This is a genomic window from Paenarthrobacter sp. NPDC090520 (assembly GCF_044769205.1).
GTDB lineage: Bacteria > Actinomycetota > Actinomycetes > Actinomycetales > Micrococcaceae > Arthrobacter.
Genome location: NZ_JBIVXM010000026.1, coordinates 1 through 24,020, shown reverse-complemented (window position 1 = coordinate 24,020; position 24,020 = coordinate 1). Strand labels below are relative to the sequence as shown.

Here is a 24,020-nt window from a genome sequence, read left to right as displayed (position 1 = left end):
GCCGTGGGGAGGCGTGGAATGACTACCCTGCCTGTTCGACGGACAGGGACAGGACGCGGTGGAGATGCCTGGTGATTGCCTTCTCCGCTGCGTCCGGATCGCCGGCAGCGATCGCCTCGGCCACGGCGTGGTGTTCGGCGAGCACGTCTTGCGCGTCCGGAATGCCGTTCAGGAACGACTGGCGGACGCGCTGCGCCTGGGCATCAAGGCTGGCGGCCATGCGGAAAAGGAACTTGTTGCCGCACCCCTGCATGATTCCGTCATGGAATTGGTGGTCGAGCTTGAGGTAATCCCGCAAGGCAGACTTCTGCCGTTCGCCCTTGAGTTCGGCAACGCGCGCGGCTGCTTTCGCCTGGCCCTCCAGGAGTTTACGCAGGTGGCGTGCCAGGGCCGGGTCGGCGAGTTCCGCGGCCCGGCGGACCGCTGCGATTTCCAGTACCAGCCGGGCGTCCATCATGGACGCCATGTCCGCGGCGGATAATTGTGGCGCCACGCTGTAGCCCTTGTTGGACACATACGTGACCAGTCCCGTGGCCTCCAGTTGGACCAGGGCTTCGCGGACGGGAGTGGGCGAAACCTCCAGGAGCTGGGCCAAAGCTTCCACCCGGAGCGGGGCGCCCTCGGCGAACTCGTTTTCCACGAGCATCTCCAGGATGGACTCATAGACGCTTTCGCGCAGCCCTGACCTTTGGACGCGGCGGGGGCTGGCGTGCTCTTTCAGTGTCTGCATGGCACCATTATCCGGCCAGCGCCGGTTTGCCTGCGTTCGCCCAGGCTTCCGGGTTCACGGTGTTCGCCGGGGTTTTCCCTCGGCTTGCATCGATGATCGAGCTCATGACGCTTCCGGACACGGCCTTGGTGAAGCTTTCGGTCCAGCACAGCGAATGCGGTGCGAGAATCACGTTGTCCATCGCCACCAGGGGACTCTCCCGCGGAAGCGGTTCACGCTCGAAAACGTCCAGTCCGGCGCCGGCGAGTCGCCCGTCGGCAAGCCTGGCGATCATGGCCTCCTCGTCGATGACGCTTCCGCGCGCCAGGTTGATCAAACGCGCACCGGGCTTCATCATCTCCAGTTCGGCGTGGCCGATGAGGTGGCGTGTTCCGGTGTTGCCGGCCACGGTGACAATGACAAAGTCGCTCGTAGCGAGGACGTTCTCCAAAGACATGAGTTCCACGCCGGTACCGGCGGCCTCGGCGGACCTGTCCGATCGGTTCCAGGCAACGGTGCGGAGCCCCAGCGCTTTGACCCGGCGGGCTGTTTCCTGGCCTATGCCGCCGAAGCCGATGATGCCGACGGTTGCGCCGTCCATCCCGGAGCCGTGCCAGTCTTCGCGCTCGTTCCACCGGCCCTCGCGGACCAGCCGGTCCTTCACTACCAGGTTGTGGGCCAGCGCGAACAAGAGGGCGACGGCGGCATCGGCAACCGGCCGCCGGACGGCGTCGGGAGTGTTCGTCAGTACGACGCCGTGGCGAGTGCAGGCGGCAACATCGATCGCATCGTATCCGGCACCGAAACGTGCCACGTGGCGCAAGCGGCCCGGTGCCTGCAGCGTGGTTTCCGTCATGCGCTCCGGCCCCATGACAAGGACGGCATCGAAGTCCTCGAGCTCAGCGGCCCGCAGCGAATCGACGGGTTCGGGCAGGACCTGCCATTCGAGGCCGGCGTCGGTCAGGGCTGACAGGCCAATGTCGCCAAAGATCGTGCTGCCGTCAAGGGCCGCGTAACCGTTGGTGATTGCTACTCGATATGCCATGGTTCCTCATTCGAAGTGGGGCAGGAAGCGCAGTTCGATGGCTGCGAAGAATTCTATATTTTATTGTTTCCTGCACGTTCCCGGCTTTGTCAAGGGTTACATCAACACATTCGATGCGCGCTTGTTTTCCATAAGCGGGCTATATACGTGTATGCGAAATGGGTATTAGCGCTCACGGCGGATGGCTCATACGTTTTTCTCAACACAAAGCCAAACCCTCCACGGGAAACCGGCCCACGAAGAACAGCGGAGACGGATGCCAGATGACCACCACAGTTGACTTGATCGCCGATCTTGGCGAAGGCTTCGGTGCCTACACCATGGGAGATGACAACGCCCTGCTTGATCTGGTGACCTCGGCCAACATCGCTTGCGGATTCCACGCCGGTGATCCCCGGGTCATGGACCGCACGGTTGCAGAATGCGTGCGCCGCGGCATTGGGATAGGCGCGCACCCCAGCTTTCCGGACCTGGTGGGCTTCGGCAGGCGTTCCATGGACCTGACTGCCGAAGAAGTCCGTACCGACGTGCTGTACCAGCTCGGTGCCCTCTCTGCGTTCGCCGCCGCGCACGGAACCTCGGTAACGCATCTTTGCCCGCATGGACGGCTTGGCAACCTGGTGATCACCCGGGCCGACTATGCCGATGCGATGGTGCGGGCCGTGGCCCAGTTCGATCCCTCCATCCTTGTGCTCACCCAGGCCGGCGCCGTGGTGGACGCCGCAGCGAATCACGGCATCCGGGTTGGCATGGTGGGCGTGATCGACCGCAATTATGAGGACGACGGAACCCTCACTCCACGAACCCATCCCGAAGCCCTCATCCACAACCTGGACGCCGTGGTGGAGCGGACAGTGCGTATGGCCAGGGAAGGCACGGTGCTGAGCCGCGAAGGCAAGCTGCTCGACGTCGACGTCGACACCATCCTTTTGCACGGCGACGGCCCGCATGCCGTAGAACTGGCCACGCGGGTCCGCGATGCCCTGCTGGACGCCGGAGTGACCATCGCCCCGCTCGCTGCAACACTCCGTCAGAACTCCCTGGCCCGCCCATGAAGACCAGGCTTGTCCCATCCGGCGAAGCGGCCTTCCGGCTGCTGGTCGAGGATGCCACTTTCGAAGAGCAATGGGAAGCCGTGCACAAGATTGCCTCGTGGGTGGCCAACAACCCGCTTCCAGGCGTCTACGGAACCGTGCCCACCTACGATTCGCTGCTCGTCGAGTTCGACCCGGAGCTGCAATCCTTCCTCACTCTTTCCGCGGGCTTCGAATCGTTGGTACAACAGGCACTGGCCACCCCCGGCGCAGCCGCACGGAAGCCACGCCACTTCACGCTGCCCGTCGTATACGGCGGAGAACACGGCCCGGACCTCGGCTTCGTTGCCGGCCACCTCGGCATCAGCGAAAAAGAAGTCGTCGCCCTCCACACTGCCAGGGACCATGTGGTGAGGTGCCTTGGCGGTCCGGCGGCCTCCTGCATGATCGATGGTCCGGCGTTCACGCGGCCGATTCCCCGCCTCCCTGATCCACGGCTGGAAGTTCCCGCCAATGCGGTGTCCGTGGCCGGGAAGCAGGGCGTGGTGGGACCCGTGCGGGCGCCGAGCGGATGGCGGCTCATTGGCCTCTCTCCGGTCAGTGTCCTGGACTGGGCCAGTCCCACCCTGGTTCCGTACCGTCCGGGCGACACGATCCGCTTCAGGGCAATTGAGGCCGCCGAATGGGACGACTATTCCGGGCTCCGTTTGAGTGGGATGGCGTTGTGATGTTGATTCTCTCCGCAGCCATGACGGTAGTCACCGACCTTGGCCGGTTCAATGGGCCCGCACTTGGATTCTCGGTCAACGGCGCGCTGGACCAATACGCGGCGCGTGTGGCCAACATCCTGGTGGGAAACCATGACAACGCCCCGCTTTTGGAGGTGACGGCAAGCAGGTTGTCCTTCGCTGCCGAAGCGGACATGCTCCTGGCAGTAGCCGGCGCAGCGTCCACGATACGTGTGGACGACTATTCGGTTCCGCACCATACCCCGTTCTCCGTTCGCGCCGGGCAGGTAGTCACGGTTGACCCTGCCGCGATCGGGCTGCGCAGCTATCTGGCAGTCCACGGCTCGTTCGCGGTCCCCATGCTGCTGGGCAGCTGTGCCCCGGACAGCATGCTCGGATTCGGCCTGCGGCTGGAAAAGAACCAGCGGCTCGCGTGCAACGCGCGGCCGGCGCCCCTGAAGCACCCCCTCTTCGACCTGCCCCTGTTCCAGTTGGGCCAGGTGCAGCGCAGGATGGACCGTTCACCGGTCATCGATGTGACGGATGGTCCGGACATCGACGAATTCGGCGCCAGTGCTGGACTGTTGTTCAGCAACGAGTATGTGGTGAGTCCGCGGAGCAACCATGTGGGCCTGCGGCTGGCCGGTGTGCTTCCCAGCAGGATTTCCTCGGACGAAGTACTTTCCCGCGGTGTGCCGGTGGGAGCCATCGAGGTACCGTCCACCACAGAGCTCCTGGTCCTGCACCGCGGCCGAGGCGTCACAGCGGGGTATCCGGTGCTCGGCGTCCTGACCGGACCAGCGCTGGACGCGATGGCCCAAGTGCGTCCCGGGCACCGCGTCCGGTTCCGTCACGTGACCCTCGAAGAAGCTTCGCTTTCGCAGCGGGAGCGGCAACTGTCCATTGCGCGGCTCCGTCAAAGAACCTGGGAGGCGCTGCACGCCCACGGCGTCGGAAATTTCGACGCCGGCCTCCCGCCACAGCCGGAAACGGCACCCGAATCCCTGAACCATCCCGAAATATCGCTTGAAAGCAGGTTGTCATGATCCACGTTCGCACTACAGTAGACCGCCCGTCCGCCGACGTTGTAGCCCGGCTCAACGAATTCTCCTCCGCCACCATCCACGAAGCGCAGGGACGCAAGGGCGCCTTGTCACACCGCATCAAGCCGCTCCACCCGGGCATGTCCTTCTGCGGCCCGGCCTTCACCGTCAAGGCCCAGCCCGGGGACAACATCATGGTCCAGGTGGGCATCTCCTACGCCCAACCCGGCGATGTGGTGATCGTGGACGCCGGCGAGCTGGAACAGTCCGGATCGTTCGGTGAAGTGCTCGCCACGGCCTGCCAGTCCAAGGGGCTCGCTGCCTTCGTCACCGACTCCGGCGTGCGTGACAGTGCCGAAATCATCGAACTCGGCTTTCCGGTGTTCTCCGGATCTGTCTGCATTGAGGGAACCGTGAAGGAGACCCTCGGACCGGTTAATTACCCCATCACCGTGGGCGGCCAGATCGTGAACCCGGGGGACATCCTCAAGGGGGACGCCGATGGAATCGTCCTCATCAAACCCGAAGACGCCGAAGAGGTCATCCGAAGCTGCAAGGCACGCGAGGACAACGAGGCGACCATCATGGCCCAGCACCGTGCCGGCGGTAAGACGGTGATCGAACTCCACGGCCTGGCCGAAAAACTCAAGGCCAAGGGCCTCCTCGTGGAGCACTGACCTGAAAGCCCTCCTGTCCGCCAAAGTCACCAAACGAGAGGCCTCTCCATGGCACCTTTGATCATCAATCCAGTACAACAGCGTGCCGAACGCGTGGCACGGCACCTGCAGGAAGCGCGCGCAGACGTGCTCATCGCCGGCAGTGCGACAGCCATCGCCTACGTGGCCGGCGTCAACATCCGGCCGTTTACGGCGCCGGGAACCCTGTTGGTCCTCGAAGCCAGCGGGACACTGAGGCTCCTCGCCTCCGAAGCCGACCGGACCGCCGTCGAACATTCCGGATACCAAGGCAACGCGGACTACTGGCCGATCGGTGACGTTGGCGGCAGCGGACGGCAGGCCGTGCTGGCCATGTACCTCGGTACGTTCGGCGCAGGTTCGAGGGTTGCGCTGGAGGGTGAGGCGACACAGGTACATGGACCGGCGCTCGCTGCCATTCTTTCGCAAGCGGAGTCGGTCGACGCGGCACCCATCCTGGACGCCGCTGCCCGCATCAAGGACGACGAGGAACTCCGCCTCCTCAGGGAAGCCGCCAACCTCGCAGATATCGCCTACACCGCTGTGGTTGACCGGATGACACCGGAACTGCGGGCCTACGAAATCGTCCGCAACGTGGACCGCTCGCTCCGCAGTGCCGGTGGCGGCGATGCCTGGTCGCCATTGGAGCACAGTGCAGGAGTTACACGGGCCTCACACTTCCCCAAGAACAGCCTCGTCACGCTCCTTGGCCGGGTACCGGAGACGGGTGTGCTTGACCCGGGACAACCGCTTCCCTTCGCGCTCTACCCACTCAGCCGCCTGTACACCGGAGCAGCCGGAACCACCATCGTCTTCGAACAGCCTTCCGCTTCCCTGAAAAGTGCCGCCGATGCATTGTCCGCCGCAACCGAAGCCGCCATTGCGGCCGTAGCGCCGGGCGTCCGGGCCGATGAGGTGTACGCAGCCTACAAGCGGGGCTTGCAGGGAGCTGTCGCACCCGAACGGCTGGATCCGGTGATCGGCTATTCGGTGGGAACCGGCGTCGGGAGGCCCCTGCTCTCGGCCGGCTCCAGCGACGTCCTTGAACCGGGCATGGCCTTGTCCATCCGCACGGCGGCAAGCCTGGACGGCGGACCGGGCATCGCCTTCCAGTCCACGGTGCTGGTAACGGGCTCCGGACACGAGCGGCTCAACATCGTTCCCCAGCGACTGATCCATCTCTACTGACCCGCATATGGTCCTGACGACACCAAGGAAATCCATGACACAGCAGACACTCACCGCAGCACCCACTGTGCAGCTCACAGCGGGCACGCACATGCCGCTCATCGGTTTCGGTACCCACCCGCTTCGAGGAGCCGAAGCTACCGAGGCCGTGCTCCACGCGCTGCAAACCGGCTACCGCAGCGTGGACACCGCCACGCGTTACCAGAACCAGGACGCGGTCGGAGAAGCGCTTCGCCGCACGGACGTTCCCCGCGAAGAGGTCTTCGTGACCACCAAGCTTCCGCCGGACTCCGTGGGCTACGAGTTCCAAACCCTGCATGCCAGCCTCAAAGCCCTCGGCACCGATTACGTTGATCTCTGGCTCATGCACTGGCCCCCCGGTGGGAGTGCAGGTGTATCGGCCTGGAAGCAGCTGGTTCGCGCCCGCGAGGAGGGCCTGGTCCGCGCCATCGGCGTGAGCAACTACCAGTTGCGCCTGTTGGACCAGTTGCACGCCGAAACCGGCGTCTATCCGGAGGTTGCACAACTGCAGTGGAGTCCCGTCCACTTCAGCGCCCGCTACCTGTCCGGTTGCACCGAACGCGGAGTGGTGGTGGGAGCCCACAGCCCGTTCAGAAGTGCCCGACTGGACGACCAAAGCCTGGCTGCAATCGCCCAAGCCCATGGCGCATCGGTCACCCAGGTGATCGTCCGCTGGAACGTACAGCACGGCGTCGCGGTAGTGCCCAAGTCCGCCCATCAGGACCGCATGGCCACGAACCTGGACGTGATGTGGTTCGAGTTGAGCGAAACCGAAATGAAGACCATTGATGACCTCAGCGAACTGGAGTGAGCCCGCCGGGGGCGGCCCGGCAGACACGGTAGGGCTCATCGGTTTGGGGCCGATGGGCGCTCCCATCGCCGGCCGCATCGCCGACGCCGGTTATCGCCTCCGCGTCTGGAACCGCACCAGGGAAACGGCCGAGCAACTCCGGCCCCACGCTGAAGTGGCCGACGGAGTGGAACGGTTGTCATCCCAGGTCATCCTCTCGGCGCTACCGGACATTGACCATCTGGACCGGCTGACGCCGTCGTCTGTCCTGGAACAGTGGCAACACGACGGCACTGCCCGGCTCATTGTCCTGAGCACCACCTCTCCTGACAAGGTACGGGCGCTCGCCGCCCGGGTGGCACCCTTCGATATCGAGGTGGTGGACGCCGCGATGAGCGGCGGCGATGCCGGTGCCACGGCGGGAACGCTCAGCCTCATGGTCGGGGCAGATCCGGAGACTTTCGGTGACCTCCTTCCGTTGCTGCGGACCTTTGCCACCACCATCGAGAACATGGGTCCCCTCGGAACCGGCGCCGCTGCCAAACTGTGCAACCAGTTGGTAGTGGCCGGGACCTTGGTTTCCCTGGCCGAAGCCCTCCACCTTGCACGCAAATCCGGCCTCTCAGACAGTCAAGTCGCACGAGTCCTCAAAGGCGGCCTGGCATCCAGTGCTGTGCTCGACCTCAAAGCAGACAAGCTGCTGGGGCGCACTTACGAGCTGGGCGGGAGCGCGGTCAACCAACTCAAGGACCTGCGGTATGCCGTTGCCTTGGGGGATGACGTGGGTGCGCGCCTTCCGCTGGCCCGGGAATCCGCAGCCCTCTTTGAGGAAGCGGTCAATCAGGGTCTTGGGGACCATGACCACGCCGTCATCCAGGAAGTGCTGGATGCCCCGCAACTGCACCACACCAACCAGAACAGGATCAGCTCCCCATGACTCCAGCCGTCCAAACCACCACCGCTGTCCCGGCTTCCCACGCTGTGCAACGCATCCTGAGTACCTCCATGCGGGTCCAGCAGCCCCAATCCACGGGCGATCTCGTGTCACTGGCCATGGGCGAGCCTGACTTCGACACGCCGCTTCAGATCAGGGAAGCGGCCAACCGGGCCCTGGCCGAGGGCCACACGCACTATGCGCCCCTGCTCGGTGAACCAGTCCTTCGCGAGGCCCTCGCCGCGAAGCTTTCCGTGCTGGCCGGCCACGCTGTCCAGTCGGCAGACGTCCTGGTGACCCAGGGCGGGACTGCCGCCTTGTCGGCGGCCATCCTGGGTTTGGTCAACCCGGGGGACAAGGTGGTCATTCCGGACCCTACGTACTCTCTTTATTCCGATCTGATCAGCATGGCCGGCGGTGTATGCGTTCCCGTCCCCTTGGGCAATGACCTGCACTGGGACCTCGAAGCCTTGGGCCGTGCCCTCGTGGGCGCCAAGCTTTTTGTGTTCTGCAATCCTTCCAATCCGACCGGAATCGTGCATACACAAGTGGAACTGGAAGCGCTGGGCGGGCTCCTGGCCGGAACCGACACGCTGGTTCTCTCCGACGAGGCCTACAGCGACCTCGTTTACACGCCCGAACCCTTCACTTCAGCGCTGCAGGTGGACAGCTTGCGGGGCCGGACCATCTATTGCCAGACGTTCTCCAAGTCCTACGCGATGACGGGTTGGCGCGTCGGTTACCTGTGGGGGCCGCCGGAGGTTATTGCTGCGGCTGCACGGGTGCACGGCACTTTTAATGGTTCCGTAAATACGGCAAGCCAGCTCGCGGCCCTGGCGGCCCTGCGAACCGCGGACCCGGATGTTCGCCGTATGCATGCTGCGTACACACGCCGTCGCGAGCTCATGATTGACGGGCTTGCGGACATCGAGGGTCTGCACGCCAGTTCACCGGAGGGTGCGTTCTACCTTTTCCCCCGGTACGACGCCGGCCTGACCGCCGTCGAGCTGTGCGCGCACCTGCGCGGAGCAGGTGTTGCGGTGCGGCCGGGAAGCGAGTTCGGAAAACATGGTGAACACCATGTCCGGTTGTCTTACGCGGCCAGCGAGGAGCACATCCGCGAGGGTGTGCGGCGGTTGGGGGAGGCTTTCGCCCGGCTGTGACCCTGGAACAGCGGTCAACCCACTGGTACAGCGGTCGACCCACTGGTACAGCGGTCGACCCACTAAAACAGCGGCCACGGCACCGCGGACATTTCGCCACTCGGGGCCGGGAATCTCCCTGCCCCGAGCAAGTGTTCGCAGCGCGCAGAGAGCGCTCCGATCTCTTCGGCGTGAAGCAGTTCCGCGAGGTCCTGGCCCAGGCCGCCGTCGAGCCCTTTGTTAACTCGGCCAATGCCGTCCCGCTCCTCGGGGGTCAGGGAGTCACCCAACCATCCCCAAAGTACTGTGCGCAGCTTGTGCTCACTGTGAAAGGTGAGCCCGTGGTCCACGCCGTGCCTGTGTTCATCCGTCATGGCCAGGACGTGGTTGCCCTTGCGGTCAGCGTTGTTGACCACAATGTCGAACACGGCCATCCGCCTGAGCGCCGGCGTGTCCTCATGAACCAGTGCCACCATCTGTCCGGTCCCGTCCTGCCCTTCGAGGACCTGTTTCCAGCCGGTTTCGGGCACATGGTCGGAAGCCACCAAGTCAACGGCCGGGTTGTCTGGGTCCTGCTCCTTCCAGAGCTGGACCATGCCTTCGCCCAAGGGGCCCTCGCGCAGCCACGTATGCGGCACAATGTCCCAACCGAAGGCCTCCGAGACCAGGTACGCCGCCACCTCCCTGTAGGCGAGGGTGCCATGCGGAAAATCCCATAGCGGACTTTCGCCTGCAATGGGCTTGTAAACCACCTGGACGTCGCCGATGCTGCCCAGGAAGGTAGCGTTCGATGCGGTGGTGATGCGGCCTGTGAGCGTCAGCTCACCGGCCAGCAGGTCCTGATCCGGCATCAGGCCTCGGGAGGCGTGCAGGTGTGGCCCTCGGGGTCGATGGGGTAGCCGCACAGCTCGCACATCGGGCGTCCGGCGGCCACGACCTCGCGGGTGCGCTTGGCGAAGGCGCGCGCCGCACCGACCGGCATGCGCACCACCATCATCTCGGCGAACTCAGCGACCTCCGCCTCAAGGGGTTCCTCGTCGGGATCGACGTCGGCGATGGGGTAGGCCTCGATGACCACCTGGGCAGTGGATGGATCCCAGCCCAGGCTCATGGCGCCGGTTCGGAATTGCTCGTGCGGTTCCTCCAGCGGGTCGTTGTCCACGAGTTCAACGGGCGTTCCCTTGGGGACACTGAAGGGGTTGCCCTCCACGGTGATGAGTTGGTCGAGAATCTCGTCGATCTTTTCCGCGAGCAGGGATGACTGCTGCTTCTCAAGGGCGATACTCACCATCTGTTTCCCGGCACGCACCTGAAGGTAGAACGTGCGTGCCCCGGGGAGGCCAACGGTGCCAATGACAACCCGGTCGGGCCAATCGAACTCGTGAACGCGCGTAGGCATGTGAGTATTTTTGCACACGGAGTTCAGGGAGTCTTCTGCCCGGCGCCACCGCCCACCGGAGCATCGCCGCTCAGGATGCCTTTGGAGAGCCAGGACAGATCGCCCGCCTCTGTGTTGGTGGCATAAACACTGGGCCTGGTGGCTCCGTAGTGGACAATCGACACGGACGCGGGGCCCACATTGATGCGCTGGAACAAATCAAGGTGCATGCCGAGCGCGTCCGCGAGGATGGACTTGATGATGTCCCCGTGGCTGACGGCCACCCATACGGCCCCGGCACCATGCTCGGCCTCAAAGGCTGCATCGTGTCGGCGGATCGCTGCTACCGAGCGCGCCTGCATCGCGGCCATGGCTTCACCGCCGGGAAACACGACGGCGGACGGGTGCGATTGCACCACCGGCCACAATTCCTCGTTCGCAAGCTCACTGAGCGCGCGTCCCTGCCACTGGCCATAGTCGCATTCGGTGAGGTCCGGATCGATGGGTGCATGCGGCCTGCCGGGCTGGCGGTCGAGGATGTGTTGGGTGGTCTGCAGGCAGCGTTCCAAGGGACTGGAAACCACCCCCACCACCGGAACGGCCGCGAGCCGCTCTCCGGTCAGGACAGCCTGTTCGTGCCCGGTCTGGTCCAGGCTGATTCCCGGAGCCCTGCCTGCCAACTGTCCCGTGGCATTGGCTGTGGTGCGGCCGTGCCGCACGAGGATAACTGTCGCCATCCGTCCAGCCTAGCCACGTGGCCGACGACTTTCCTTCAGGACGTGATGGAAACGCACCCTGCCAGCCGGCGGAAACCGGTGCCTGAACAGGTAGACCGGGACGGCGAAGACGCCGGCCGTGAGGGTCGGCACCCCGTGCTCCGCTGCCGATGCGGCTTCCAACTGGAGGTGCGGGACTAGTCACTTGGCATCGCGGCACCGCTGTCCTTGGATATCCACGGGGCAGTCAGGTGCTTCAGTCGTGCAGCGTGGGCCGATAGATCAGTTCCTGGGTGTGGCCGTCGAGGGTCGTGTGGCCGATCAGTTCAAGGTCGAAGTCCTGAGCGTCCCTGAAGATCGGACCGAGTCCGGTTTGACCGGTGATGACGGGGAAGATGGTTACCTGCAGCCGGTCCACCAGTCCCGCTGCCATGAGTGAACGATTCAGTGCGAGGCTTCCGTGGGAGCGGAGCGGAACATTGGATTCGCTCTTGAGGCGCGCGACAACGTCAACTGCGTCGCCGCTGACCAGGGTCGCATCGTTCCAGTCGAGCGGTTCCTCCAAGGTGGTTGAAACAACCGTTGCGGGCAGGTTGATCATTGCCGTGACCCAGGGATCGTGGACCTCCGCTTCGGAGCCGTTGGCCGCGAGCATTTCCGTGAAGGCCCGGTAGGTGGTTGCTCCGAACACCATTCGCTGGTCCTGGCTGTACTGGGCAAGACGGTGCTCCAACAGTTCCGGGCCCTGTTTACCCCAGTAACCGGTCCAATTGCCTGTTGCGGCGCCAAAGCCATCCAGGCTGGAGAAGACATCGAACGTATACATCGCTGGCATGGGTCTCCTTGGCGAACGGGATCGTGTGCGAACGGGATCGTGTGGTGGGGGTGGAAACGTAGTGGCTACCGTGGCGGCCTTACCGTGTACTCGGCGATGATGACGCCCATGGTGGTGACCAGGCTGCGTGTGAGGTCAAGGTCGGCACGGGTCGAGTCGGAAAAGAGCCGGGTTCCTGATCCGAGGACAATCGGATGGATCAGCAGGCTGTAGCGATCCACAAGGCCCGCGGTGTGGAGTTGGCGCACCAGATCGCCGCTGCCCATGATCATGAGGTCGGCTGGGTACCGCTCCTTGAGCGACACCACACCCTGCACGGCGTCGCCCGCCAGGAGTTCGCTGTTCCCGTAGGGCAGCGTGGCTTCTTGATTCCGGGAGGCGACGAACTTGTCCGAACCAAGCAGCACGTCAACAAAGGGGTTGGGCCCCACGGAGGTCCAGTGCCCCAACACGTCGTCGTAAGTGCGGTGCCCAAAAAGGAGGCCCCCGCCGGCGCTCATGCCCTCGCCTGCGTAGCTCATGGACACCTCGTCCTGGAAACCGTTCGCCCAGCCACCATGGGTGAAGCCGTTCCTTGTGTCTTCATCGGCGCGGCCCGGACCCTGCATGACGCCGTCCAGGGTGACGCTTTCGAACACGGTGATCGTGGACATTGCTTCCTCCTGACCGCGATTTGCGGGCTTTCAGCAGGTGGCTGGGGGACAGGTTCACCAGTCTTTGCCAACGCGAGCAGCGAGTCAATGCCCTGACGGCCTAAAACGGCAGTGGAAGCTTCGCCATCCGTCCTCCGTCCAGGACCAGCACCTCACCTGTCATGAATCCCGCGCGGTCGCTGGCCAGGAACACGGCCAGGTCCCCGACGTCCCCCGGTTGCCCGATGCGTCCGGCCGGGTGCAAGGCCCTAAGCCCCGCTCGGGCAGCGACCGGGTCGGCTTGGGCGTCGAGGTACTTTTCGCTGAGTTCGGAAGCGATCCATCCCGGGGCTATGGCATTGCAACGGATGCCGTCTGCGCCCAGATCGACGGCCAGCGCCTTCGTCATTCCGTGGATGCCGGCTTTCGAGGCTGAGTAGGCAGCGTGCCCAGGATTGGCAGCGAGTCCCTCGATCGAGCCGACGTTGATGATGCTTCCGCCTCCGCTGCGCCGGAGGTGGGGAAGTGCGGCTTGGATCAGGAAGAGCGGCGCCCGCAGATTCAGGGCCATCATGAGATCCCATTCGCCGGGCAGGATGTCCTCCACGCCACGCTCGAACATGATGCCGGCGTTGTTGACCAGGACGTCTATGGCACCCAGGTGCCCGGCTGCTTGTTCGACGGCGGTAGGCATCGCCGCCATGTCGGTCAGGTCCGCCTGGATCAAGTGCACGTTCGGGTGGCTGGCCAGGGGTTCCTCCAGCGGGCGGCGTTGCACGATGGCGATCCTTGCGCCTTCCTCGAGGAACCGCCGGGTGATTCCGCCGCCGATTCCCTGGCCGCCGCCGGTTATGAGGGCAGCTTTTCCGTTGAGTTGCATGGGTGGTTCCTTCAGTCGCGCTGGCCAGCGTGCGCCGTCGAGCGTTGAACGGACTTAACGCGGTTGGTGAGTTTACCGACGCCTTCGATTTCCACGGTGACAACGTCGCCGTCCTTCAGGCCGACGGGAGGGTTGCGGAAGACGCCCACGCCGGCGGGCGTGCCAGTCAGGATGAGGTCGCCAGGCTCCAACGTGGCTGTCTGCGAGACGAAGCTGACAATGTCGGCAACGCTGAAGATCATGTTGGCTGTAGTGGAGTCCTGCATGAGGATTCCGTTCAACCAGAGCTTGATCCCCAGATTCTGGGGGTCCGGGACCTGGTCAGCCGGGACCATGGCCAGACCTATGGGGCAGAACGTGTCCAGGCTTTTGCCGCGAACCCACTGGCCGTCGTCGAACTGCAGTTCCCTTGCGGAAACATCGTTGGCGCAGAGGTAGCCGGCCACGTAGTCAAGGGCTTCTTCGCTTGGGATGTTCCGAGCCCGTCGGCCGATGACAACGGCCAGTTCTGCTTCGTAGTCGGTGCGCAGGCCCTCGGGCACCAGGATCTCACTGCCATTGCCAACAAGCGTATTCGGCCACTTGGCAAAGAGAAGCGGGCGGGTTGGGACTTCGAGGCCTGCCTCGGTGGCGTGGTCGCGGTAGTTCAACCCGACGCAAATGATTTTCGACGGCGGCCCTATCGGCAGCCCGTCTGCGGCACCGGATGTGGCGGGAACGGTGGGGGACTGGGTGCAGGTGGTCATGTCAGGACTCCTTCCGGTGGGTGTTTGTACGAGCGGTTTTGCCCAAGAACGATTGGTCGTCCAGGGCGAGGGTGAGTGCGAGCATTCCACCGACGTAGCCGTGATGCCGTAGGCCCTCCATGACTCCGGACGCCCCATGGCTGAAGATGGATTTGGCATCCGGAGTGCCGGAGGTGCTGAACCACTGGGCGAGGTTGGCGAAGTGAACCTCAAGGTAGGGCCGTCCGGAATCCAGGAGCGCGTCACGGGTGGCCATGCCGAACATCGTGAGTCCGGCGGGGTTGATCATGAACGCGTCAACGTCATCGCTGTCATGGATGAAGTTGAGGATTTCCCCCTCGATGTTTGACGAGAAATGTCGGAGTTCAACATCGATCTTCGCGGCAAAACCATCCAGCTGATTGTTCAGGTCTTCCAAGGACCTTACAGAGCCGAAGAGGCCAGGATCTCGTTTACCGAGGGCGGACATGTTAGGGCCCTGGATGACGGCAATCCGCCATTGTGGGGCGTTCGGGACCCGGAGTCCTTGCATCGTGGGATTCCTTTCGCAGGAGGTCGCGGCAACCTTGCCGCAACACAACTGACAATATGCATATTTTCCGAAGTGGTCAATGTCGAATATGCATATTGTCTCAACTCGAGGTTGCCTGCGATACTTGGCCCATGTCCACAGTCACGGGTCAGCTCCGCTCAACCACCATTGCGGGGGCGATCGCGGCCGAACTCCGCGCCGAGATCGCCGCTGGGCGCATTGCGCCGGGGGAGAAGCTGCGCCAGAACGAACTGGCCGCCCGTTTTGGCGTGAGTACCACTCCGGTGCGCGAAGCCATTGCCATCCTTCGGCATGAGGGATTGGTACGTCATTCCCCGCAGCGGGGCGCTACGGTCTTCGCCCCCTCGGTTGCGGAGTTGCGCGAGCAGTACGCCATTCGCACGGAATTGGAAGCCCTCGCAGTCAGGCATGCTGCCGGCAATTTCCATGAAAACGATGCCGCACCCCTCCAGGCGATCATCGATGAAATGACCCAGTGCACGGATCCGGACCGGTATGTGGAACTGAACCACCAGTTCCACATGGGTCTATACAGGCTCTCCGGCATGGAGCAGCTGGTGGAATTGATCGACAACCTGCGAGGATCCTCATCGGCATACCTGCAGATCTATGCGACGACCAGCAGCCCTTCGCCCCAGTTGGATGACGAGCACAGCCGTATTTTGGAGGCCTGCAAAGCGGGTGACGCAGCCGCGGCCGACAAGGCTATTAGGGAACACTTGCAGACCAGCGTCCAGAGCATTCTCAGCACGCTCCCGGAAGACGCGGCCAAATAACCCGCTGGTCATCGACTTGCACCGGGACCGGGCAGATCGCGAACCCTAGCGCCGCCTGACAACGAGGTCGGCGAAATTCCTCGTTGACTCGATGAACCGCGCGTTGGCTTCGTCCGGACCATTCGCCCAGGCTTCAGCATCGGCCGGTGCCATTCCGGAGGTTACGTGTCGTTGGATGAGCTGGGCCACACGGATCTGCTGTGATGTCTCAACGAACCAGACTTCGTCCAGGTAACGGCGGACTTCGCTCCAGCGGCCCTGCCGGGCCAGGAGGTAATTGCCTTCCGTCAAGACGAAAGTGGTCGCCTTGGGAACAGCGATGGATGCCGCTACGGGCTCTTCAAGGCCGCGGCGGTAGGCAGGCGCGTAAATGACATCCTCATCGTTGCGCCGCAGCCGTTGAAGCAGGGAGAGATACCCGCCGATGTCGAACGTGTCGATCGCGCCCTTCCGTTCCCGCAACGGTGTCCCGTCGATGATGGAGTTCGCCAAGTGGAATCCATCCATGGGAACGACGGCGCCGTCTGGGCCAAACTGCTCGGCCAGGCGTTCGGCAAGAATGGATTTGCCCGCACCCGGAGCCCCCACCAACCCGACGATCATCCGTTCGCCCGGACTGGCTGCGCCACGAAGGCGCCGCTCAAGGTCGGAAATATCGTAGAAGACAGCAGGCACTGATTGTTCGGCGCGGGAGGAATTCAATCTTTGAGCGCTCCATCCAGAAGGCTGCGCAGCTCTTGAGAGTACCGCTCGGTGGCCTCGTGATGGTGGGCAGGCGTGCCCGCCTCGGCGTCGCCGTCGGAGGCGGGGAAGTGCATGACCATGGTGATTAGCCTATACCTGGAACAGTACCTTTAAACCTAATTCACTCTTGAACTGTGACATTAAATGTTCATATAATAGACACATCAGAGGGGCTGAGAAGGGGGCCGGTTCCGCGGACAACCAGGGAATCGAGGGTCATCGTGGACCACGAAGATACAGTCACCATTTGGCGGCGGGCCGGTAACCAGACGCCGCCCCGTCAGCTGAGTCTTTACGCTCAGGCACTTGTGAGGGAGTGCCCCGTAGGCACCTACCGGGCCCTGAATGACGCCCAGGAAGATCAGGCGCTGCTGGCCCTGTTCCGCGTGGACAGGCCGCAAGCGACGTTGGCTTCTTTGCATCAGCTTCCGGCCTTGGCACTCTCCAGCTACCACCAACTGCTCCACGACCTTGCGCGTGAAGGACTGGGGCCCGGGGGTTTCGACGGCGAAGTCCCCACCTGTCCGTCCCTGACGGCACGGTCCAACCCGCCGGACCATCCCTGGAGGAGCCATGTGTGACAACTGCCGCAGGGCCCTGTACGAGTTGAACCTCCAGTGGGGCAACCAATCGTTGGACATTGCCAGGATCCGTCGCATTCTCGACAGCGAGGAAGATGAGGCAGCGTAGCTTCGTCGACCGTTGGGCCTGCGGCTATCCTTTCCATACTGCCCGTTGACCCGCAATCCGCCCCAAGGAGGCCTCGACACCATGTTTACGAAGAAAGGCGATGCAGCAGTCCTCGCCAAACTCGGCGAGGCTCCGGCACCCTACCGGGAGATCGGCGAACGCCTGCACCGGATCATCAGGGACAACGCGCCGTCCCTGGAGCCTATCGTCCGCTGGGGACTGCCGTTCTACGTGAAGGACGGCAAGGATATTTGCTACATCAAACCGGACAAGGAATATATCGTCTTCGGCTTTGGGGAAGTGGTGAATCCTGCCCATGAGGAGGGAGCCCACATGCACCCCGTCGCTTGGAACATCACCTCGCTGGACGATGCCACCGAGGCCAGGATCAAGGCCCTGGTGGTCAAGGCGGCCAGCTGACGTCCGCCACTGGCGGACCCAGGAATGAGTGAACGACGGCGGCAGGCCGGTTTCGGTTCCCCGGGAACCAAAGCGGCCTCCCGCCGTCGTGCTTTGTTGCCCTTAAGGGGTTTGCGCTCTTTCGCAAAGTCATGGGTCTTTCATGACGATTGCGTTAAGTTGTGCTGGTCACATCCGTTTGCTTCTTCGCAGGTGATCCGCCCACTCTTGCATCACCCTATATTTCAGCGCTTGTCAGCGCGTGCCCAACGAAGGACACCATTTATGACTGACGTTCTCTGGTTTTCCGATCTTGGCCTGTCCGACCTTGACCAGGTTGGCGGCAAGAACGCTTCTCTTGGCGAGATGGTTCAAAGCCTCGCCTCTGCAGGGGTGAAGGTTCCGGACGGTTTTGCTACCACGGCCGATGCTTATCGGCGGTTCTTGAGTGGATCCGGGCTGGATGCCCGGATCGAGGATATTCTGGAAGGCCTGGACAGCGGCGATGTGGCCGCTTTGGCCAGCGTCGGCCAGCAGATCCGGGATCTGATCCGTGATACGCCGTTCCCTGCGGGTTTCGAAGATGAAATCCGGTCCGCGTATGCACGCCTGACCCAGGAGCACGGCGATGACGTGTCGTGGGCTGTGCGGTCGTCGGCCACGGCTGAGGATTTGCCGGATGCTTCCTTCGCTGGCCAGCAGGAAACGTTCCTGAACATCCACGGTATTGAGAACATCCTGGTGGCGATCAAGGACGTGTTTGCGTCCCTGTACAACGACCGGGCCATTGCCTACCGCGTCCACCACGGCTTCACGCACTCCGAGGTTGCTTTGTCGGCAGGTGTGCAGCGGATGGTGCGTTCCGATGTCGGCGCGTCCGGGGTGATGTTCACCATGGACACTGAGACCGGTTTCCAGGACGCCGTGTTCATTACGTCCTCGTACGGTCTGGGTGAGGCCGTGGTCCAGGGTGCGGTGAACCCGGATGAGTTCTATGTCCACAAGCCTGCCTTGGTGGCCGGTCGTCCGGCGGTGCTGAAGCGGGGGCTGGGGGAGAAGGCCATCCAGATGGTCTACACCGAGTCCCGTGAGGTGGGCCGCACCGTGGACTTCATCCCGGTAGCCCCGGAGCTGCGGAAGCGTTTCAGCCTGTCCGATGCCGAGGTGGAGCAGTTGGGCCGGCACGCGCTGGCCATCGAGGCCCATTACGGCCGTCCGATGGATATTGAGTGGGGCAAGGACGGGGTGGACGGGGAACTGTACATCCTGCAGGCCCGCCCGGAAACAGTCGAGTCACGCAAGGCCGCGGGCTCAGTGTCCCGTTACCGGCTTGCCGAGCGTTCCACGGTGCTGGTTGAAGGCCGGGCCATTGGTCAGCGGATCGGCGCCGGGCAGGTGCGGGTGTTGTCCTCGATCGACCAGATGGCATCCTTTCAGGAGGGCGACGTGCTGGTGGCGAACATGACGGACCCGGACTGGGAACCGATCATGAAGAAAGCCGCGGCGATCGTCACGGACCGGGGTGGGCGGACCTGCCACGCTGCGATCATTGCCCGTGAACTGGGCATCCCCGCCGTCGTCGGAACCGGGTACGCGTCCCAGATCCTCAAGGACGGCACCCCCGTCACGGTGTCCTGCGCCGAAGGCGAAGCCGGGCTGGTCTACGAGGGCTTGTTGGAGTACACGCTTCAGGAAACGTCGTTGGAGACCATGCCCGAGGCTCCGGTGAAGATCATGATGAACGTCGGCACCCCGGAACAGGCGTTCAGCTTCGCCAAGCTCCCCAACCACGGTGTTGGCCTGGCCCGGCTGGAATTCATTATCAACCGGCAGATCGGTATCCACCCCAACGCGCTGCTCGCCGTGGCCGGCGAAGTGGCCCGGCCTGCGACCCTGGATGACTTCACGGTGCGGCAGATCCGGGAGAAGACCGCCGCTTACGACGGCCCGCGGGACTTCTACGTCAAGCGTTTGGCCGAGGGTATCTCAACCATCGCCGCGGCGTTCGCCCCGGAACCGGTGATCATCCGGCTCTCGGACTTCAAGTCCAACGAGTACGCCAACCTGATCGGTGGCCCGGCGTTCGAACCCGAGGAGGAGAACCCGATGATCGGCTACCGGGGCGCTTCCCGGTACCTGTCAGAATCCTTCCGGCAGGCGTTCGAGCTCGAATGCGAAGCCCTGAAATATGTCCGCAACGAAATGGGCCTGAGCAACATCAAGCTCATGGTCCCGTTCGTGCGGACCCTGGACGAGGCCCGCGGCGTCATCGAGCTGCTCGCGGCGAACGGGCTGCGCCGCGGCGAGAACGGCCTGGAGATCGTGATGATGTGCGAACTGCCGGCCAACGCCCTCCTGGCAGATGAGTTCCTGGAGTACTTCGACGGGTTCTCCATCGGATCCAACGACCTCACCCAGCTCACCCTTGGCCTGGACCGCGACTCAGCCCTCGTGGCCGAAGGCTTCGATGAGCGCAACCCGGCCGTGACCAAGCTGCTGGAAATGGCGATCAGTGCCTGCCGCGCCAAAGGCCGGTACGTCGGTATCTGCGGCCAAGGCCCCAGTGACCACCCGGACTTCGCCGAATGGCTCCTGGCACAGGGCATCAGCTCCATCTCCCTGAACCCGGACGCCGTCACCGAAACCTGGCTCCGCCTGGCCCGCACCACCAGCACCACCGCCGTCTAAATGGTCGACCACCACACCGTGGGGGCTGGCACCCAGCCCGCCCCCACGGTGTTCTTCCTTTCCGACAGCACCGGAATCACGGCCGAGACCCTCGGCAACACGCTGCTGACCCAGTTCCCGGCCCAACGACTGGAACGTCGCACCATTCCCTTCATCACCACGGTGGAACAGGCGTACGACGTCGTAGCTGTCATCGACCGGGTGGCTGCTGCCGGGCCGCGGCCTTTGGTCTTCTCGACGACGGTGAACCCCGACGTCCGTGCCGTCCTGTCACAAAGCACAGGCCACTTTTTCGATTTGTTCGGCGCCCATATCGGTCAGCTGGAGCAAGCACTCGGCTCCTCGGCCAATGGCCTCCCAGGCCAGGCGCATGGCGTCGGTGACGCCGTCCGGTATCAGTCGCGGATGGCCGCCGTCGAATACGCCATAGAGCACGACGACGGCCAGTCGCTTCGGGCGCTGGAACGCGCGGAGCTGATCCTAATCGCCCCCTCCCGGTGCGGTAAGACTCCCACCACGATGTACCTGGCGCTGCAGCATGGGATCCTTGCCGCCAACTTCCCGTTGGTGGAAGAAGACTTCGAAACCCTTTCGCTGCCCAGGCCGTTGCTGCCGTTCGCAACCAAATGTTTCGGCCTCACGTCGCAGCCGGTCCGGTTGAGCCAGATCCGGCAGGAACGGCGTCCCGGGAGCAACTATGCCTCGCTGCCACAATGCACCTTTGAACTCCGCAACGCCGAGGACATGTACAGGGCCAACAACATTCCCTACGTGAACTCGGCTTCCATGTCCGTCGAAGAGATCTCCGCGACGGTGCTCCAGAAGATGCAACTGCACCACTGACAGCGTCGTGGATGCCCCCTAAGCCGCAGTTGATTCCCGGCATGCGGACGCCGTCTTTGTTTCCTGCCACACCATCCCGGCCGCCTTCACCACCCACAGAAGGCTCTCTGCTGTGTTTCCGCAATGTTTCCAGCGTGTTAACTGGGCTGAGAAAATACGCCATCTAATTTCTCACTAAATTCTTGATAAACGCCTCGCGAAATTGCTTTCAACGGCGTAGTTTTGATCCATCAATGAATGTAAGTGACCCGTATCACACTGGCTGTGTTCGAAGTTGAACCGGTCAAATCCGTTGGAGCAGAGTGTGCCGGGTTTGCCGGTGGTTTCCTTCCACCCCCACCGGGGTTGAGGCGATCTCCGGCCGGCACCGCCTGCAGATTCCGGGGCCGTTACCGCCGGCGAAGCGGTGACGTCCCGGCCTGTCTCAAAGCCTGGTTCCGGGTGCGCGACCGTTGTTTCACCGGCCCCGGGATCCCACCGATTGTGACCATTTCGCGCCTCCCTGCCTGGGATTCCCCTTCCCGCGGACTCTTTTGCGTGTCCGCGGATGCTTTCCACGCTTCCACCGGGCCGGGATCGATGCCGCGCGGCCACCTGCTGTCAGTACATCAAGGAGATGTTATGAGTGAAAATCGTGTAGATGGCGTCGACCATCTGAAGAGGTCGATCAACTGGAAACAGGGCATGGCCATTGCCCTGGGCGTACCGCTGCTGATCCTGCCCTCCCTGGGCTACCTGCCGATGTATGTGTCTGCCGCGGCCATCCTCATCTGGGCGATTTCGGTGCTTCAGGGCTTCCTGCAAAACGCCGCCTACGCCGAGATGGCCACCACTTTCCCCAAGGCCTCAGGACTGCCTGGGTTCGCGCAATTGGTCTTCCGCAATGAAAATTTCAAGGGCAAGTACGACAAGGGCAAGCTCATTGGCGGTTTCACTGCCTGGAGCTACTGGTTCGGATGGAATCCCATTCTCGCCATCTTCGCCATCCTGGTGGGCGGCTACCTGCACGGCCTGTTCCCGGTGCTGGGGGAGACCTTCAGCGAATACCAGCTGGCCCTGATCTCCGGCGTCGTGATTTTTGGTGGCCTGTATGTGGTGAACTGGTTCGGCCTGAAGGACGGCGCCATCCTCGGGTACATCCTGGCTGCCATCTCGTTGATTCCGCTGGTGGTCCTGGCTGTCGCACCGTTCGCCACGGGCCACGTTGACATGTCCAACATCACCGGAAACTGGTGGCCGTCCGATTGGGGCTGGGACTTGCACCACATCCTGATGCTCTTCGGCATCTTTGCTATCTCGCAGTGGAGCGCGTGTGCTTGGGAAACGGCGGCAATCTACGGACCCGAATACAAGAACCCGGCCAAGGACGTCCCCAAGGCGCTGCTGGCCTGTGGCCTGATTTGCTTGGTGCTCTACGTCCTCCTGCAAACCGCCGTCATTGGTGTCCTTGGTGTTGATGGCGTGCAGGCCCAAGCTGTTTCTCCGCTGATCCCGGTAGCGCAGGCAGTCTTTGGCCAGGCCGGTTCGATCGTCACGATCATCATGTTGGTTGCGGCAATGGTCCTGATCATCCAAACGGCCTACCTGGGTTCATCCCGGGCCATGCACTCCATGTCAACCGAAGGAAACCTGCCGGCTTTCATTGGAAAGACCAACCGCCAGGGAACACCGTTCGTGGCCATGCTCATCATCGGTGCGTTCAACCTGGTCCTCATCTCCATGGGCAACGCGGCCGCCATCCTCGCAGCCTCGGCCATCGGCTACACACTCGCCAACGGGATCAGCCTGCTGGCTTACGTCCGGGCAAAGAAGCACCCGGCCTTTGCCAACCTGGAGCGTCCGTTCAAGGCGCCGAAGGGCTGGAAGCATGTGGCCTTGGTCTTTGGCCTGTTCAACGTGCCGTTCTGCGTGGTGGGCGTGGTCTACCTGAACAGCTTGGAGATCGGCTGGACATCAACCTGGGTAGGCTTCCTGGTCCTTGCCCTGTACTTGCCCATCTGGCTTTACTCCCAGCGGGAGAAGCGACGTCCCCACGGCGAACCCATAGAGGAAACGGTGCAGACCGTCGACGCAACCGAGCAGGAAAGGGTGCTGGATCCCACCCCGTAGGAAGCGGGCGGGGCGCGCGAAGGACCCTTCCGGACTTCGTGCGCCGCTTCCTCTGAGGCCACGTGGCCCAACAAATGCAGCTGAAGGCCCTGACGGCACATGACCACCACGGAGTGGCATGGGACCGTCAGGGCCTTCAGCTGTCTTCGTGCGGTGGTGGGCCACATGGCGTTTCCCCGGCACGGCAGCATGTTTCGCTGATGTTTCCAACATGTTAACTATTGTGGGAATTAATGTCGGATAATTTCTCAGGTAATTCTCAATAAATCGCTCGCATCAAAGAAATTCATGGCGTAGTTTTGCTGCATGAAAGGAATGCGGGTGACTGGCATCACAGCAGATGGGCTCATCGCAGAGCTTTTCTGAGTCCCTGGAAACCAGGGCATGCCAGGCAACGTACGTCCGCCGCCGGCCCCACCGGGCCAACGGTGCTCGTTACGCCCGTTCCATCGGCCTTGATGACCATTTCCGGACAATGCTGAACGGTTCCGGCGCATCAAGGGCGCGTTATGTACGTGTCGCCCTGATGAGTAACACCGGGCCCTGCGGGATGTAGACACACCGCTTCCCAGGGCCTGCGGACCGTCAGCTGGCGTCCCTTCCCAGGAAACAAAGGAGTTAGTTGTGACTTTGAATGCTGATACTGAGGTTTTGGTGGGTGTTTCGCATCCGTTGGATCCGTTGTCGCGGGTGGAGATCGCG

The 24,020-nt window shown here is 63.1% G+C and carries 26 protein-coding genes; 14 read left to right on the top strand and 12 right to left on the bottom strand.

What is annotated here, in order from left to right:
• Nucleotides 1-22: 22 nt before the first annotated feature.
• Nucleotides 23-730: a GntR family transcriptional regulator gene (locus ACIQTZ_RS21585; protein WP_400336572.1), complete on the bottom strand. Its 708-nt coding sequence runs from the start codon at nt 728-730 to the stop codon at nt 23-25.
• 7 nt (nt 731-737) lie between these two features.
• Nucleotides 738-1,754 carry a 2-hydroxyacid dehydrogenase gene (locus ACIQTZ_RS21580; RefSeq protein WP_402983892.1) on the bottom strand — a complete coding sequence of 339 codons (1,017 nt, stop codon included), beginning with the start codon at nt 1,752-1,754 and terminating at the stop codon, nt 738-740.
• Between the two features lie 263 nt (nt 1,755-2,017).
• Between ACIQTZ_RS21580 and ACIQTZ_RS21575 the strand changes: the two genes are divergently transcribed.
• Genes ACIQTZ_RS21575 through ACIQTZ_RS21540 form a run of 8 tightly spaced genes read left to right on the top strand, consistent with a single transcriptional unit; the run spans nt 2,018 to nt 9,350 of the window.
• Entirely contained in the window at nt 2,018-2,809 is a 792-nt protein-coding gene (locus tag ACIQTZ_RS21575; RefSeq protein ID WP_400336574.1) for a LamB/YcsF family protein, read from the top strand.
• Nucleotides 2,806-3,516: an allophanate hydrolase subunit 1 gene (locus tag ACIQTZ_RS21570; protein WP_400336575.1), complete on the top strand. Its 711-nt coding sequence runs from the start codon at nt 2,806-2,808 to the stop codon at nt 3,514-3,516. Before ACIQTZ_RS21575 ends, ACIQTZ_RS21570 begins: the two co-directional genes overlap by 4 nt.
• A complete protein-coding gene (locus ACIQTZ_RS21565) occupies nt 3,516-4,562 on the top strand; it encodes a biotin-dependent carboxyltransferase family protein (RefSeq protein WP_402983889.1) in 1,047 nt (348 codons plus the stop codon). Before ACIQTZ_RS21570 ends, ACIQTZ_RS21565 begins: the two co-directional genes overlap by 1 nt.
• Nucleotides 4,559-5,236 (top strand): 4-carboxy-4-hydroxy-2-oxoadipate aldolase/oxaloacetate decarboxylase, encoded by a 678-nt coding sequence (locus ACIQTZ_RS21560; protein WP_402950368.1) that lies wholly within the window; start codon nt 4,559-4,561, stop codon nt 5,234-5,236. The genes ACIQTZ_RS21565 and ACIQTZ_RS21560 overlap by 4 nt, the downstream gene beginning before the upstream one ends.
• 48 nt (nt 5,237-5,284) lie before the next feature.
• A complete protein-coding gene (locus ACIQTZ_RS21555; RefSeq protein WP_402983886.1) occupies nt 5,285-6,442 on the top strand; it encodes a M24 family metallopeptidase in 1,158 nt (385 codons plus the stop codon).
• 34 nt (nt 6,443-6,476) lie between these two features.
• Complete coding sequence (locus ACIQTZ_RS21550) at nt 6,477-7,274, top strand: aldo/keto reductase (protein WP_400336579.1); 798 nt, start codon at nt 6,477-6,479, stop codon at nt 7,272-7,274.
• The gene (locus tag ACIQTZ_RS21545) at nt 7,252-8,190 is read left to right on the top strand and encodes an NAD(P)-dependent oxidoreductase (protein ID WP_402983883.1); all 939 of its coding nucleotides are present in this window, start codon (nt 7,252-7,254) and stop codon (nt 8,188-8,190) included. The genes ACIQTZ_RS21550 and ACIQTZ_RS21545 overlap by 23 nt, the downstream gene beginning before the upstream one ends.
• On the top strand, nt 8,187-9,350 hold the full coding sequence (locus tag ACIQTZ_RS21540; protein WP_402983880.1) for a pyridoxal phosphate-dependent aminotransferase: 1,164 nt from the start codon (nt 8,187-8,189) through the stop codon (nt 9,348-9,350). Before ACIQTZ_RS21545 ends, ACIQTZ_RS21540 begins: the two co-directional genes overlap by 4 nt.
• A 62-nt stretch (nt 9,351-9,412) precedes the next feature.
• Here ACIQTZ_RS21540 and ACIQTZ_RS21535 read toward each other — a convergent pair whose 3' ends face one another.
• The 8 genes from ACIQTZ_RS21535 to ACIQTZ_RS21500 all read right to left on the bottom strand — a co-directional run bounded on the left by ACIQTZ_RS21535 (nt 9,413) and on the right by ACIQTZ_RS21500 (nt 15,048).
• The gene (locus tag ACIQTZ_RS21535) at nt 9,413-10,180 is read right to left on the bottom strand and encodes an SCO1664 family protein (protein ID WP_402983878.1); all 768 of its coding nucleotides are present in this window, start codon (nt 10,178-10,180) and stop codon (nt 9,413-9,415) included.
• Nucleotides 10,180-10,728 carry a DUF3090 domain-containing protein gene (locus ACIQTZ_RS21530; protein ID WP_402983875.1) on the bottom strand — a complete coding sequence of 183 codons (549 nt, stop codon included), beginning with the start codon at nt 10,726-10,728 and terminating at the stop codon, nt 10,180-10,182. Before ACIQTZ_RS21530 ends, ACIQTZ_RS21535 begins: the two co-directional genes overlap by 1 nt.
• Before the next feature lie 23 nt (nt 10,729-10,751).
• Nucleotides 10,752-11,444, bottom strand: coding sequence for a histidine phosphatase family protein (locus ACIQTZ_RS21525; RefSeq protein ID WP_400336584.1), 693 nt, complete (start codon nt 11,442-11,444; stop codon nt 10,752-10,754).
• 235 nt (nt 11,445-11,679) lie between these two features.
• A complete protein-coding gene (locus ACIQTZ_RS21520; RefSeq protein WP_402983872.1) occupies nt 11,680-12,258 on the bottom strand; it encodes a dihydrofolate reductase family protein in 579 nt (192 codons plus the stop codon).
• 65 nt (nt 12,259-12,323) lie between these two features.
• On the bottom strand, nt 12,324-12,911 hold the full coding sequence (locus ACIQTZ_RS21515; RefSeq protein ID WP_402983871.1) for a dihydrofolate reductase family protein: 588 nt from the start codon (nt 12,909-12,911) through the stop codon (nt 12,324-12,326).
• Nucleotides 12,912-13,011: 100 nt separating this feature from the next.
• Nucleotides 13,012-13,770, bottom strand: coding sequence for an SDR family NAD(P)-dependent oxidoreductase (locus tag ACIQTZ_RS21510; RefSeq protein WP_402983869.1), 759 nt, complete (start codon nt 13,768-13,770; stop codon nt 13,012-13,014).
• An 11-nt stretch (nt 13,771-13,781) separates the two neighbouring features.
• On the bottom strand, nt 13,782-14,516 hold the full coding sequence (locus ACIQTZ_RS21505) for a fumarylacetoacetate hydrolase family protein (RefSeq protein WP_402983866.1): 735 nt from the start codon (nt 14,514-14,516) through the stop codon (nt 13,782-13,784).
• Between the two features lies 1 nt (nt 14,517).
• Nucleotides 14,518-15,048, bottom strand: a complete 531-nt coding sequence (locus tag ACIQTZ_RS21500) for a type II 3-dehydroquinate dehydratase (protein ID WP_402983863.1) — start codon at nt 15,046-15,048, stop codon at nt 14,518-14,520.
• A 131-nt stretch (nt 15,049-15,179) separates the two neighbouring features.
• On the opposite strand from ACIQTZ_RS21500, the gene ACIQTZ_RS21495 reads away from it, so the two are divergent.
• On the top strand, nt 15,180-15,845 hold the full coding sequence (locus tag ACIQTZ_RS21495; RefSeq protein ID WP_402983860.1) for a GntR family transcriptional regulator: 666 nt from the start codon (nt 15,180-15,182) through the stop codon (nt 15,843-15,845).
• A 45-nt stretch (nt 15,846-15,890) separates the two neighbouring features.
• On the opposite strand, the gene ACIQTZ_RS21490 is transcribed toward ACIQTZ_RS21495, so the two are convergent.
• Nucleotides 15,891-16,547, bottom strand: a complete 657-nt coding sequence (locus ACIQTZ_RS21490) for a nucleoside/nucleotide kinase family protein (RefSeq protein ID WP_402983857.1) — start codon at nt 16,545-16,547, stop codon at nt 15,891-15,893.
• Complete coding sequence (locus ACIQTZ_RS21485; RefSeq protein WP_402983855.1) at nt 16,544-16,669, bottom strand: hypothetical protein; 126 nt, start codon at nt 16,667-16,669, stop codon at nt 16,544-16,546. The genes ACIQTZ_RS21490 and ACIQTZ_RS21485 overlap by 4 nt, the downstream gene beginning before the upstream one ends.
• Nucleotides 16,670-16,810: 141 nt before the next feature.
• On the opposite strand from ACIQTZ_RS21485, the gene ACIQTZ_RS21480 reads away from it, so the two are divergent.
• The 5 genes from ACIQTZ_RS21480 to ACIQTZ_RS21460 all read left to right on the top strand — a co-directional run bounded on the left by ACIQTZ_RS21480 (nt 16,811) and on the right by ACIQTZ_RS21460 (nt 23,318).
• Nucleotides 16,811-17,170 carry a hypothetical protein gene (locus ACIQTZ_RS21480; protein WP_402983852.1) on the top strand — a complete coding sequence of 120 codons (360 nt, stop codon included), beginning with the start codon at nt 16,811-16,813 and terminating at the stop codon, nt 17,168-17,170.
• A 190-nt stretch (nt 17,171-17,360) separates the two neighbouring features.
• Nucleotides 17,361-17,699 (top strand): DUF1801 domain-containing protein, encoded by a 339-nt coding sequence (locus ACIQTZ_RS21475; RefSeq protein WP_402983849.1) that lies wholly within the window; start codon nt 17,361-17,363, stop codon nt 17,697-17,699.
• A gap of 264 nt (nt 17,700-17,963) precedes the next feature.
• Nucleotides 17,964-20,366, top strand: a complete 2,403-nt coding sequence (gene ppsA, locus ACIQTZ_RS21470) for a phosphoenolpyruvate synthase (protein WP_402983846.1) — start codon at nt 17,964-17,966, stop codon at nt 20,364-20,366.
• Nucleotides 20,367-21,209 (top strand): pyruvate, water dikinase regulatory protein, encoded by an 843-nt coding sequence (locus tag ACIQTZ_RS21465; RefSeq protein ID WP_402950319.1) that lies wholly within the window; start codon nt 20,367-20,369, stop codon nt 21,207-21,209.
• Nucleotides 21,210-21,830: 621 nt separating this feature from the next.
• Nucleotides 21,831-23,318, top strand: a complete 1,488-nt coding sequence (locus ACIQTZ_RS21460; RefSeq protein WP_402983843.1) for an APC family permease — start codon at nt 21,831-21,833, stop codon at nt 23,316-23,318.
• Nucleotides 23,319-24,020 lie beyond the last annotated feature (702 nt).

Excerpts from the sequence above, each read along its gene's own strand:
- ACIQTZ_RS21585 (WP_400336572.1), bottom strand. The coding sequence starts at position 730 with ATGCAGACACTGAAAGAGCACGCCAGCCCCCGCCGCGTCCAAAGGTCA.
- ACIQTZ_RS21580 (WP_402983892.1), bottom strand. The coding sequence starts at position 1,754 with ATGGCATATCGAGTAGCAATCACCAACGGTTACGCGGCCCTTGACGGC.
- ACIQTZ_RS21575 (WP_400336574.1), top strand. The coding sequence starts at position 2,018 with ATGACCACCACAGTTGACTTGATCGCCGATCTTGGCGAAGGCTTCGGT.
- ACIQTZ_RS21570 (WP_400336575.1), top strand. The coding sequence starts at position 2,806 with ATGAAGACCAGGCTTGTCCCATCCGGCGAAGCGGCCTTCCGGCTGCTG.
- ACIQTZ_RS21565 (WP_402983889.1), top strand. The coding sequence starts at position 3,516 with ATGTTGATTCTCTCCGCAGCCATGACGGTAGTCACCGACCTTGGCCGG.
- ACIQTZ_RS21560 (WP_402950368.1), top strand. The coding sequence starts at position 4,559 with ATGATCCACGTTCGCACTACAGTAGACCGCCCGTCCGCCGACGTTGTA.
- ACIQTZ_RS21555 (WP_402983886.1), top strand. The coding sequence starts at position 5,285 with ATGGCACCTTTGATCATCAATCCAGTACAACAGCGTGCCGAACGCGTG.
- ACIQTZ_RS21550 (WP_400336579.1), top strand. The coding sequence starts at position 6,477 with ATGACACAGCAGACACTCACCGCAGCACCCACTGTGCAGCTCACAGCG.
- ACIQTZ_RS21545 (WP_402983883.1), top strand. The coding sequence starts at position 7,252 with ATGACCTCAGCGAACTGGAGTGAGCCCGCCGGGGGCGGCCCGGCAGAC.
- ACIQTZ_RS21540 (WP_402983880.1), top strand. The coding sequence starts at position 8,187 with ATGACTCCAGCCGTCCAAACCACCACCGCTGTCCCGGCTTCCCACGCT.
- ACIQTZ_RS21535 (WP_402983878.1), bottom strand. The coding sequence starts at position 10,180 with ATGCCGGATCAGGACCTGCTGGCCGGTGAGCTGACGCTCACAGGCCGC.
- ACIQTZ_RS21530 (WP_402983875.1), bottom strand. The coding sequence starts at position 10,728 with ATGCCTACGCGCGTTCACGAGTTCGATTGGCCCGACCGGGTTGTCATT.
- ACIQTZ_RS21525 (WP_400336584.1), bottom strand. The coding sequence starts at position 11,444 with ATGGCGACAGTTATCCTCGTGCGGCACGGCCGCACCACAGCCAATGCC.
- ACIQTZ_RS21520 (WP_402983872.1), bottom strand. The coding sequence starts at position 12,258 with ATGCCAGCGATGTATACGTTCGATGTCTTCTCCAGCCTGGATGGCTTT.
- ACIQTZ_RS21515 (WP_402983871.1), bottom strand. The coding sequence starts at position 12,911 with ATGTCCACGATCACCGTGTTCGAAAGCGTCACCCTGGACGGCGTCATG.
- ACIQTZ_RS21510 (WP_402983869.1), bottom strand. The coding sequence starts at position 13,770 with ATGCAACTCAACGGAAAAGCTGCCCTCATAACCGGCGGCGGCCAGGGA.
- ACIQTZ_RS21505 (WP_402983866.1), bottom strand. The coding sequence starts at position 14,516 with ATGACCACCTGCACCCAGTCCCCCACCGTTCCCGCCACATCCGGTGCC.
- ACIQTZ_RS21500 (WP_402983863.1), bottom strand. The coding sequence starts at position 15,048 with ATGCAAGGACTCCGGGTCCCGAACGCCCCACAATGGCGGATTGCCGTC.
- ACIQTZ_RS21495 (WP_402983860.1), top strand. The coding sequence starts at position 15,180 with ATGTCCACAGTCACGGGTCAGCTCCGCTCAACCACCATTGCGGGGGCG.
- ACIQTZ_RS21485 (WP_402983855.1), bottom strand. The coding sequence starts at position 16,669 with ATGGTCATGCACTTCCCCGCCTCCGACGGCGACGCCGAGGCGGGCACG.
- ACIQTZ_RS21475 (WP_402983849.1), top strand. The coding sequence starts at position 17,361 with ATGTTTACGAAGAAAGGCGATGCAGCAGTCCTCGCCAAACTCGGCGAG.
- ppsA (WP_402983846.1), top strand. The coding sequence starts at position 17,964 with ATGACTGACGTTCTCTGGTTTTCCGATCTTGGCCTGTCCGACCTTGAC.
- ACIQTZ_RS21465 (WP_402950319.1), top strand. The coding sequence starts at position 20,367 with ATGGTCGACCACCACACCGTGGGGGCTGGCACCCAGCCCGCCCCCACG.
- ACIQTZ_RS21460 (WP_402983843.1), top strand. The coding sequence starts at position 21,831 with ATGAGTGAAAATCGTGTAGATGGCGTCGACCATCTGAAGAGGTCGATC.